Here is an 11,084-nt window from a genome sequence, read left to right on the forward strand (position 1 = left end):
GGTAATTATGGATTTACCATACCGATACCCACGGCTTTGAAAGATGGCGTGGCCCATCAATTGAACGTGCGGGTGAAAGGTTCCACCTTTAATGTGACGGGAGGGCCCAGAGCCCTGACGTGCAGCTCTTCTGCGAGACTGGCGGCTGATTCCCTCTCTGTTCAGGCAGATGTCGAAGAAGGTTTATTTACCGTTGCACCAAACCCGACCAGCGGCAAGGTGTTAATCAGTTTGATGCTACCTGTGAACGAGAGCGGTGAATTGTCGATTGTAAATCTTAAAGGTGACATTGTGTGGAAGCAGAAAATAGCAGGAGTCGGTGAACGCTACCAGCAATGGGTAGACCTAAGTGCTTACACAGACGGTGTGTATATAGTTGTACTGAAAACATCCGGAAAAATTAAAACGAAACGAGTCATACTGTTAAAATAAGATAGTTTATAAAGATCTGATAGTCTGATGCTTTATTGACTATCCTATGACTAAGGAAGTCCGTAAGGGATAGTGTACAAATAGTGCTGACCCGTTGCCGCGTTAACCTTTGGTTGGCATGGCAACGGGTCATTTGTTGATGGTGCGGCCCAATGCATCTATCAGCACGATTGTTTTATATAAAATACGAAAGGGCTCTGATCGTTGCAATAACAACGAACGAGACATTTGCGTCGGCTAGACTCTCAGAGTCTTCCTTGTAAGAATGAAAAGCAAACCGTGGAAGTGGAACGCCCCTGGTTTCTTTGATACTCAACTAAAATGAATTATGAGAAAGTTATTTGCTTTTTATTTCACCCTCTTTACGATCTCTACATTTGCTCAAACCCCGGCCAGCCGGATACCTTACCTTTCCGTGTCGGAACTCAGAGCAGGCCAGGCAGACACTGCCAGGACCGTGCATATCACAGATGATGGCAAAGAAGGCTTATTTCGTTACAGCGCCACGGATGTTTCCTCTGTGGACGATTCTGCCATGGTGATCCGTTCCGGCAGCAGGCGATATTTGCGGGTTATCCGGGGGGCTGTTAATGCAAAATGGTTTGGAGCAAAGGGAGACGGCACCACAGACGATTATTCAGCTATCGCAAGAGCTGTTGCCTATGTTGGCAAAAAGTCGCAATCACTGTTCTTGCCGAAAGGAGTCTACTACCTGAAACTGAAAGCTTCGTTGGCCCTGGCAGCCGGTGTAAATATGTATGGAGAAGCAGGAACGGTTTTGAATCTCGATACGACCACGCCAGTGTACACCTCTTTCGCCAGCAACATCGGTGACAATGTTACTATCAGTAATTTGGAAATTAACCGGATTGTCGATCGTCCGTTTGTCTTCTTCATGGTTCAGTCATTCAAGGGTTTCACTTTCCGAAACCTGAAAATTAACGGAAACCGGGCCCGATATGCGAACTTCTATTGCCACGCCTTTCAAATGGGCGTTAACAATGCTGGTGTTTCCGAGAACGTCACGATCGACAGCTGTTCAATCATGCAGACATCCTATGGACTATTCATGACCAACGCATCGACAGCTGTCGTGAAGAATGTAACAGTAAGTAACTGTATGTTCGATTCAAATACATCGACAGACTTAGAATTCAACAGTCCGAACGGCTCGTTTTCGAGTGTGAGCGTTGACAATTGCAGATTTTCTAACGGTAGGTTGTTTGCTGTAGGTTTTGCGAACGTTAAATCGGCCAAGGTGAAAAATTGCTTTTTTGAGAGGTACGATAAGGAACCCGTGCATATTGAGGACTATTCTGAGGACATCAGCATCGAATCAAATTCGTTCAAATCATGCGCCTTGAATGTATACGCGTACGTTCAGATTATTTCGGGATCGCGGCGTGTCCGGGTCAGCAACAACACCTTTGATGCAAGTGCAAATGCGGCCGCGACCAACGTTATGAGCGCGCTTGCCGGAGGGCTGGGATCTACGGGTGGTGGCCGAAAGGTAATACCTCCACGTTCGATTTCTTTTCTGAACAACGATGTGCTGTTAAGCTCTGTCGTTAATGGGCTATACGTTGAGGCCGTTACGAATTTCACCATCAGCGGTAATAAGTTCAGGGGGCCGGGCGGTGTTACCTCAGGTGTATTCAATGGGGCTTCGAATTATGCGATCAGGGTTTACGCGAGCCAGTTCGGTGTAATTTCCGACAACAATATCCGGGGCATCAATTCGGGAATATCAAGTCCGCCGAACAACGTCAATGGGCTCTCTGAAGGTCAGGTGGTTTCAGGTAATAGTTTTTCCGATTGTCTGGTAGGCATAGCAGGATATAACTTGTTCCCGTCGACTATTAGTCAGAATACCTTTACCCAATGTCAATTTCCCATGTTTACGGGCGCTTACAGTAGCGGTGTTCCTAAGAATCTCGTCATCACAGGGAACAGTGCAATCAGGTGTTCAAACCCGTTTCTTATTTACAATTATGTAAACGTTAGAGCTACATCAGCAGTAACTTCTGGCAGTGATAAAACTGTTTCGATTTCACCTCTTCCCGGAGTATTTCCTCAGGGAACAGTCATAACTTTCGCGTCCGGAGCAGTCTTGACCCTCACAAAGGCAGCTGCATTCCAGGCAACAAAACTCACCGGAAATATTACCGTTTCAAACATTTTGGCAAATGACACAGCAACGGTTTACAGGCGTTATAGCAGCGATGTCAAGCAGACTCAAACTGTTTTCAAGAATATCGATGATTTTTATGGCAGAAGTGGTTCAACGCTGATAAAAGAGGTGCATGCTGATTACCAGGTCGTCGGCTATGAAGAAACCATAATTATCACAGCAAATGCGCCAACCATAAAACTTCCGCCTGCCATTTCGTGGAATACCAAGGAGATTACGGTCAAAAACAGTAGCGCGAGAAATGCAACCGTTTCACACGACGGGGTAAAGGACACCTTAAAAGCAGGAACTAGTGTCGGGTACCGATTGAATGATGCGGGGAGCGCTTATATAAAAATGAATTGAGGATTTAGATAATGTTAAAGCCGGGTTATTCGAGCCCGGCTTTCTTTAGTTATTCGGATAATACTGCCTCAATTTCTGATCCAACTGATACCCGGTCCGATACCGCTCGCCAATGCGATACCCACGCGTATACGCATACTCCCAGCGGAATTCGTCGTTCGTTCTCAGTCTTACCCTTTTTCCCTGAATAATCTTGCCGGGGGGAATCGGAACGGCGAAATTGAAGCCAGCGGTGGTTCCGTAGCTCGTTTTCATGATGTAGAAGCCAACCTCGACGTTGGTGAACTGCCGGATCAGGTCTAGCCTTGCCCCGTTGTCGCCTGCAAGGTACCTGCCTCCCGAAAGCTGCATGGTTATATTGTGGTAGGGAAGGCGATAGGCGACATCGGCCAGCAGGAGCATATTGTCCATTTTCTCATAGTAAATGCCCTTTTCTGCCCAATAATAGAGCCCGGTAATGCCGCTTTGCAGCCCGAATGACCAGGGGTTGGTAAAGTTTTGATGACGGTATTGCAGGTTGACACCATATTGGTCGTCATAAAAATAACCCGCCGACGCACTGACAAAGTTTTGCCCAAACGCCAGAAACTGATTTAAATAGGTAGGAGCCAGGCGTATTTTCTTAGGGCGATTATCGAGGTCGTTTGTGATGGGGAACAATATGCCGGTGTTGAATGCCAGGCCCTTTGCCAAGAAGAATTGCGTTTGAAGCAGGAGACTCGCATTACTCTGGATGGGTTTTTCCTTGTAGCCGAAATTGGCGGCAAATACGGGTTGCAGCCAGAAGTCCAGCTTGTATTTCGTTAGCGGGAAATCGGAAACGTTCAATTCTTGACCTGCTAGGTTGCGAAATTTAGCGGACCGGCCAGGCCGGTAGGCTCCGATTGGAACACCCTGAAACATGGGAATGTATTCCTGGATGCCCGAGTCTGGTAACGCCAGGGAAATTTGCTTTATAGCCCGATAAGGGTTTCTGTAAAGTCTTTGTTCGTAAGCAATTTTAGTACCGGAACTGTCGCGGGTTATGTTCTCGAAGTTTTCCAGCACTTTGTTCCGTTCGGAAGGGCCAGACAAATCGGTTTCCGGTTCAACCGCATCTTCATCCGTACGATTTTGGCTGCTAACAGCGCTTTGGCGTAAGTTCAACGCGTAGGACGTCCCGAAGGTAATCTGGTCAAAATTCAGCAAGCCGGCCTGCACAGTCCAGCGTTTGAAGAGCCGGCCGTAAATGCCCATGTTGAACTGTTGGCTATCCCATTCAAGCATAAGCCCAGCCCGCCGCTCCAGCCGAAGATTAACCCCTCCGACCGGGCCTGACAGATACTGATAGGTTAGATTTTTTTTCTTTCCAAGTTTCATATCTGCAAAAATGTCGTTGTTGACCTTATTGCCGCGCTGGAAGAAATAGGGGCTACCGATGCCAGCAGTTACTTCTGCGAATACTCTTGGTGCTAATTTGAACGTTTTCGTGGCTACAAGCACATCGGCAGATACCGAACTGTTTATGCCGAAAGGGGGGGAGATAATAGCCGCGAGGGCAGGCCTCCTGGACGTTTCCGTAAGAATTAGATACTTAATATCGAGTTGCCTGTCGCCGATGCCTTTCTGATCCAGGTTTTTGTGATTGTTGTATTGCAGCAGATTCACATTGACTTCTAGCCTAGGAAGGATGGTGAGGTTGATGAAGCTGATACTTTCGGAATTCCGATCTTTGTAACGAAATCCATAACGGATTGGGTTGTAGTGATAGCCAAATTGAAATGTGCCGTCGTCGGTCCGTGTTGCGGTAGGGACATAGATCAGGCCAGTCTTGCCAAAAATCGTGGTCTGTGCATCGCAAAAAGGACTAATAAGAACAAGAAGTGGAAGAAGAACGGCAGTTTTCAACAATTGTCCCCAATGAAGTTTAGCTGATGTGTAGGGGCGAGGACGAGACGTTCGCTGCTTGAAGCCCATAAGTGTGAAAATGATGGTGGAGTGAATCAAATACATTCGCAATGTATATAATATTTACTCTATATGTATGCGAAAATACTTCTACAAATACCTATCCATTTTGCGATATAGCCCTTTTTTTGCGCCGGAGGTCAGCACCCGGCATTTTTTTTCCCTTTTGGCGGACGTAGCTCTGGGATGCACCGACGTTCAAACCACCTGGCTTTTTGGCAATGGCCGAAAGATCTGCAAAATGTTTGAGACTGAATCTTTCCATAAGCATTCTCCGGTGGTATTTAAGCTCGATCATCGAAATATTCAGGTGTTTGGCGATCGTTTTGAATGGCTCGTCGCGCGATAAACCTTCCAAGATTGCCCGCTCGATACTTGACAGGTTATCCAGGGACGGCCCGCCAGCTGTTATTCCGGCCCACAGCATATCCTGAATGTCCTGCGACAAGAACAGATTTCCTTTTTGTACCTGCACGATGGCGTCCAATAGTTCCTGAAACGGACAGGTCTTTGTAAGGAAAGCTTTCGCGCCCAGGTTCATATAGCTTCTAATCCGCCATTCATCGCTCATAGAGGTTAAAATGATTACGTCGGCTTTTGGCCCGGAGGAAAAAATCAAATCTACACCTTTGTCATACCGGCCATTGAAAACGAGCTCAGTAATGACCAGCGGCGCGGTTTCTTCGCTTTGACGTGTGATGAAGGCTTCGATAGAGCTGTAAATATTTATATTTTCTAGCCCGGGCATCGCTTTCAAGAGGTTTTCTTTTAAGGTTTCGGTGAAGATTCGATGACTATCGATCAGTGCAATTTTCATGACAGGAGGATGTTAATGGCAAACGGGTTTCGGAGCCGCTTGCCAATGGATACAATTATTTTTAGATAACCAGAGATGGCTGACAATGTTTAAACAAGCGCAAAGACGTTGGAAAGGCCGTTATTCTTCGATACGGTCATAGAATTATCTCACGGATTTTGTTCCGACTAACTGGGCGGAGTGTCAATCAGCGGACGATATTTAGCCGGTAGGTTATCGTCGGAAGTGCGCTGTCCCACGGGCTAGTTCGCCAGATGAGACATGTTTGCCGAGGTTTGTTTGAGAAACTGACCGTTTCGGCCGGTTTGCGAAAGTGGTTGTTAGTAGCATCTATTCGAAAGATTAACGTTGAGTAAAATTCACTTTGATATGATTCCAAAGCGGGCTTGTCAAGATTTGAGTGTGCGGGGTTAATTGGCGTTGCCAGTTTTTGAACCTGGTTGTGATTTTGGCTGCGGTCGATTTAGTTGATCGGCCAAATACAAGCCAAGGCATAGAATATTTGTGGTTGAAGCTATTAAACAAAGTTTATTATAGCAAGCCATTAATTGTAATATTATGCGACTTTATCAATAATTGTTCGATTAGTTATATAAATTAATTGGATAATTTCATGTTTGTTGGCTCGGCTTGCGGGCTGTGTAGATGCGCGATTGTGGGTCTTGTCAGGAAAGTTTTGGGCGTGTGTGGGGGGAGATTACATTGAAAAGTAGCAACATGAGGCAGTTACTCTAATGTATATACGTTTGATGATTAAAGCCGTAGTTGATCTATATACGTGGCTGTCCGACGCTGCATTGGCTTCGCCGAATTTATCAAAACACAGCATTGCGATGGTCCATTGAGACATTCAGACAGCAAAAACAAACCTTATTTAAGCTAAAATTCAGCGGCCACTTTTTCTCTGAGTAACCTGATTTGCCTGACCAGGTCGAAACATTCATTTTTCTGCATCTGACTGATCGTGTTCTTAACCGAATTGACGATAATACGACCCTCTTCATCCAACAACGGACCGTGCCGGGTTACGTTTTTGTATATTTCTTCCCACTCCAAAGCAAGTTGCTCCGAAAACATTTTGGCTGGTATCACATGGAAGTAAGCGTGCAATTTCAGAAGCGTCGACCGGCAATCGTCGTTATCCAGGCCGTCGGAGAATTTCGACAGTTCAGCGTAGGCAAATATGTTAGAAGGTTTCATGATAAAGGATAAGAGGCTTGTATAGCGTAACCAGTTAACAATTTTATGATTTTATTGCCTTGCAAGCAACCCACACCGCTGTTGCCGGCAGCGTCAATAGGGACGGATTGACTTGAAATAGCTTACACACAGTTACTTGAAGAGACTTGCAGTCCCAGGTGCGTTAAATAAAATAATAGACTATTTATTTAGCGGTTGAATACGCCACAACCCGTTTGAAGTCAGCTACTTCTGTTATTGGAGGTGTAGAACGATCCGGTATATAGTGACTGTTCGAAATGTGCCATCAAATTTATTCGTATCGTTTTTTATTCCGTCGCCCTCGCTGCGTAGTTAAAAGTTTAGCGCTGTCAACCTACACTGCTTTCCTGGTGTGGACGCGTCGTTAACGAGTATTACAGAGGTAGCCGGTCGATAATTAACTTGTAGAATGTCATATGAATTTTACTTATTATACGAATTAGGTCACTATTTTGCTTGTGATTTTACTCAACGATAGAAAAGGGGGCGTTTGCGTAATGCGAAGCCCCCGCTTTGTTTTCAGGATCTCCCGGCTTAGTCGGCCGAATATTGGGGCCGGAACTTGACCACCTTGTTGCTTTGCGGTTTCACAGTTTGCAGATATGCAAAAATCGCTCTCAAATCACTTTCTTTCATTCCCGCATACATGGTCCATGGCATAGGCGTATTCATCTCTTTGGCCCCTACCTTATGTGGCTGATAAGCGGAATCGGCATAGGGTTTGAAACGTTGTACGAATGCGTCAGCCGTCCATGAACCGATACCGTTAGCTTTGTCGGGAGAAATGTTTGCCGAGGTAGTAATGCCGTTGGGCATAATAAATTCCATTCCGCCGCCAAATTCGGTTCCCGGTACCTTTTCACCCTTTTCGCGTTTACTATGGCATTCCACGCAGCTTGCGGCCGTGGCCACATAGCGGCCATAGGCGACCTGGTCAGTTTCAGAAGGCCGTTTGGAGAGATTGGCTTTCGTAGGCATCGTGTTAATCAGGATATTGACCGGAAAGTCGTATTCCGGCGCTTCAATGTCATGCTTTACGGGCGCTAAGGTGCGTATATAGGAAATCAAGCAGTAGATATCTTCCTGGTCGAGTTGGCCGTAGTTCAGGTAAGGCATAATTGGGAATAATGCGCGGCCATCCTTACTGGTGCCGGTGGTGATGGCGCGGAAGACCTCCCCGTCCGTCCATTCGCCGATGCCGTAGGGCGTGATATTTCTGGCGTAAAACTTGCCCGGGAAACCCATATCGCGGCTGAAAAGCTCGCCTCCTCCTCCAAAATTGCCGGCGGCAAGCGGAGCGGAAAACCGCGACCAGTCGCGTGTGCTGTGGCAATCCACGCAAACCGCAATGTGATTGGCAAGGTACTTGCCGCGTTCGATACGCTCAGGTGTTTTTTCAATCGAAAGCACAGGGGCCTCGCCCACATCGGGAAGGGCAGTCTTGACATAGGTAGCGGCAGCAGCGGCCGCCAAAATGATTACAAGAAGCAGGACGCCCACGATTTTGAGTAGCTTTTTCATAACAGAGGGGTGATAGTAGATGGTGAATATGAGGATTGTTGATAAGGTACAATAATTCCCTTAAAGTCCAAATACTTAGTTATTTAGTGAAATTCGGTGAAGCGAATGCAACGTTTAAATGCAACATGGTGTCTAAAACTGAAATTCAATCCAGATTCCTGCCATGAAAAGAACCTTACTTGTAAGCTGCCTGGTGCTGTTGATGGTCTCGTGCTATTACCGGGACTCCGAACCCTTTATCGGCAATGTGAAGTTCGATGGCACAGGCTACCGGCCGGTCTACAAAAACCCGGAGGATATTTCGAAGGTAGAGGTGTTGGCCGCCCAGTCGCTGAGAAAGCCCGGCAAGATCTATACTTTCGACCGTTACCTTTTTATTAATGAGCTCGGTAAAGGCATTCACATCATTGACAATGCCGATCCGAAAAAGCCCGAAAACCTTTCATTTGTCTCGATTATTGGTAACTACGATATCGCAGTCAAGGATAACTGGCTGTATGCGGACAACCACTCGAACCTTCTTGTTATTGACATTGCTGATCCTAAGGCTCCTAAGGTGACCAAGGTCATTCCGGACGCTATTCCCGTACATAACTATCCGCCTTTGCTGGGGGTTTATTTTGAATGCGCCGATGAGAAGAAAGGAGTGATAGTGGATTGGGAAAAGGTCGAGATGGAGAAGCAGCCCAAATGTTACAGGTAATCATTAACAGACATCTTTTAGCTATGAAAAAGTTGATACCCCTTTTATTTCTCGGACTTGCCGCTGTGGGTCTGATGCTTTTGCTTAATAGCTGCGATGACGGAGCGTCTGACTCTGCACCCAGCCCGCAGACCGGCACAGGCGGGTCAATGGCGCGGTTTGCGATCACAGGCAACACGCTCTATATAGTTTCAAAACAATCCTTGGAAGTCTACGATATCAACCAAGGTGGAAGCCCCGCCAAGGCGGTCACAAAGAACCTGGGGGTGGGGATTGAAACAATCTTCCCCTATCAGAAGAGCCTGTTCATAGGGGCTACGGACGGAATGTATATTTATAACAATAGCACGCCGAACGATCCGGTCCTTTTATCGAAATACACCCATGTGCTTTCCTGTGATCCCGTAGTGGTGCAGGGCCAGTATGCCTACGTGACATTGAGGGCGGGCGTAAACTGCCGGCCGGGCGGTTCTTTCAGCTCGCTGGATGTGGTCGATATTAGCGATCCGACCAAACCTCAAATGGTCAATAGCCAGCGAATGGATACCCCTTACGGGTTGGGCGTGTCGGGTAACAAACTTTTTGTTTGTGAAGGTGATAAAGGACTCCGCGTGATGGATATTACCGACCGTAAAGTGCCGATCCAGAAACATTTTTTTCAGGAAGTGCCCTCATATGATGTGATCGTGCGAAACAATCAGTTGATCGTTACAGGCAAGGAAGGCCTCTACCAGTATAAGTTCGATGAGTCGGACAGCATCGAGTACCTGAGCAAAATTCCCGTTCTATGAGAAGCACGCTCATTGCAATACTTACACTCTTGTATCCCTTTTACAATTGCTTTGCCCAGTTCGACGTCGAAACCGCCAAGCGGCACGTGATCATTAAGTATTCGCCGCTGCCGATGTTCGACTTCGACAATACCGTTCAGTTCGGGGTGGAAGTGCCTTTGGGTGACGGGGTTTTCGCGTTACAGGAAGATTTGGGCTATGGAAACTCCTCTTTCAGTACTTGGTATAGCGATGATGACCGGCCAGACAAGCAGATTTTTAAAACCCGCACGCATTTGAGGTGGTATTTTGTGGAAAGACGCAGGATGCGTGCTTACTTTGGACCCGAGATTTTGTACAAAAAAGTCGTTTACCGCGACAGTCAATGGGCGGGCAGGGATTGCAGTGGTCCATTTGGCCCATGCAGTTTTTTTCAAAACCAGAACGTCCGGGTCGATAAGAACGTTCTGGCCGGGCATGCGCGCTTCGGCTGGCAGTTCATTACGCCAAGCCGGTTCACGTTTGATCTTTTTGCCGGCCTGGGGTTCCGCCACATTTTCGCCACCTCACATTCGCCGGGAATCCCCGACTCACAGGTTCTTAGAATTCATGATAACTGGGAAGACCTTGATCCGGAGAAGAGCGAAACTCGTCCCAGCGCAGTCCTAGGCTTCCATTTGGGGATTGTTTTGGGGAAATACCGCAGAGATTGACTACATTACCATTCAATCCCTAAACATCGGACAACTATGGACAATGCCATCAGCTGGTTTGAAATACCAACCGCCGACCTAGATCGTGCTACCGCTTTTTACGAGTCGATTTTTGAGATTAAATTCATTCCGCTAGACGCGCCGAACCTTAAAATGCGGATGTTCCCCATCGACAATATGGCTACCGGGGTAGGCGGGGCGCTCGTATACAGCGGCGGGTTTCACAAACCTTCCGCCACCGATGGGCCGTTGATTTATCTGAATGCAAACCCGGACGTGCAGATCGTGCTCGACCGGGTAGCCACCGCAGGTGGGAAAGTTACCGTTCCCAAAACGCAGATCAGCCCCGAATACGGCTATATGGCCGCATTCATCGATTCGGAAGGGAACCGTATCGCACTGCATTCAGCGCCGGTCGAATAGT

10 protein-coding genes are annotated in these 11,084 nt (G+C 47.1%); 6 read left to right on the forward strand and 4 right to left on the reverse strand.

The annotated features are described in order from the left end of the window. Both IEY24_RS00005 and IEY24_RS00010 read left to right on the forward strand, forming a co-directional pair. Positions 1-432: T9SS type A sorting domain-containing protein (locus IEY24_RS00005; RefSeq protein ID WP_188927434.1), on the forward strand; the 432-nt coding region annotated here is incomplete at its 5' end. A 457-nt stretch (positions 433-889) separates the two neighbouring features. Beyond that, positions 890-2,968: a right-handed parallel beta-helix repeat-containing protein gene (locus IEY24_RS00010; protein ID WP_188927436.1), complete on the forward strand. Its 2,079-nt coding sequence runs from the start codon at positions 890-892 to the stop codon at positions 2,966-2,968. Positions 2,969-3,013: 45 nt separating this feature from the next. On the opposite strand, the gene IEY24_RS00015 is transcribed toward IEY24_RS00010, so the two are convergent. The 4 genes from IEY24_RS00015 to IEY24_RS00030 all read right to left on the reverse strand — a co-directional run bounded on the left by IEY24_RS00015 (position 3,014) and on the right by IEY24_RS00030 (position 8,474). Further along, positions 3,014-4,858: a YjbH domain-containing protein gene (locus IEY24_RS00015; protein WP_229221020.1), complete on the reverse strand. Its 1,845-nt coding sequence runs from the start codon at positions 4,856-4,858 to the stop codon at positions 3,014-3,016. Positions 4,859-5,015: 157 nt separating this feature from the next. Next, positions 5,016-5,732 carry a LuxR C-terminal-related transcriptional regulator gene (locus tag IEY24_RS00020; protein ID WP_188927439.1) on the reverse strand — a complete coding sequence of 239 codons (717 nt, stop codon included), beginning with the start codon at positions 5,730-5,732 and terminating at the stop codon, positions 5,016-5,018. 879 nt (positions 5,733-6,611) lie between these two features. Next, positions 6,612-6,932, reverse strand: coding sequence for a hypothetical protein (locus tag IEY24_RS00025; RefSeq protein ID WP_188927441.1), 321 nt, complete (start codon positions 6,930-6,932; stop codon positions 6,612-6,614). A 555-nt stretch (positions 6,933-7,487) separates the two neighbouring features. Beyond that, a complete protein-coding gene (locus IEY24_RS00030) occupies positions 7,488-8,474 on the reverse strand; it encodes a c-type cytochrome (protein ID WP_188927443.1) in 987 nt (328 codons plus the stop codon). 163 nt (positions 8,475-8,637) lie between these two features. On the opposite strand from IEY24_RS00030, the gene IEY24_RS00035 reads away from it, so the two are divergent. Genes IEY24_RS00035 through IEY24_RS00050 form a run of 4 tightly spaced genes read left to right on the forward strand, consistent with a single transcriptional unit; the run spans position 8,638 to position 11,083 of the window. Next, positions 8,638-9,177, forward strand: a complete 540-nt coding sequence (locus IEY24_RS00035; RefSeq protein WP_229221023.1) for an LVIVD repeat-containing protein — start codon at positions 8,638-8,640, stop codon at positions 9,175-9,177. Positions 9,178-9,200: 23 nt separating this feature from the next. Beyond that, positions 9,201-9,968 (forward strand): LVIVD repeat-containing protein, encoded by a 768-nt coding sequence (locus tag IEY24_RS00040; RefSeq protein WP_188927445.1) that lies wholly within the window; start codon positions 9,201-9,203, stop codon positions 9,966-9,968. Then, the gene (locus tag IEY24_RS00045) at positions 9,965-10,660 is read left to right on the forward strand and encodes a hypothetical protein (RefSeq protein WP_188927447.1); all 696 of its coding nucleotides are present in this window, start codon (positions 9,965-9,967) and stop codon (positions 10,658-10,660) included. The genes IEY24_RS00040 and IEY24_RS00045 overlap by 4 nt, the downstream gene beginning before the upstream one ends. A gap of 36 nt (positions 10,661-10,696) precedes the next feature. Further along, positions 10,697-11,083 carry a VOC family protein gene (locus IEY24_RS00050; RefSeq protein ID WP_188927449.1) on the forward strand — a complete coding sequence of 129 codons (387 nt, stop codon included), beginning with the start codon at positions 10,697-10,699 and terminating at the stop codon, positions 11,081-11,083. Position 11,084: the final 1 nt, after the last annotated feature.

Origin of the sequence: Dyadobacter endophyticus (assembly GCF_014641595.1) — a bacterium.
Taxonomy (GTDB): Bacteria; Bacteroidota; Bacteroidia; order Cytophagales; family Spirosomataceae; genus Dyadobacter; species Dyadobacter endophyticus.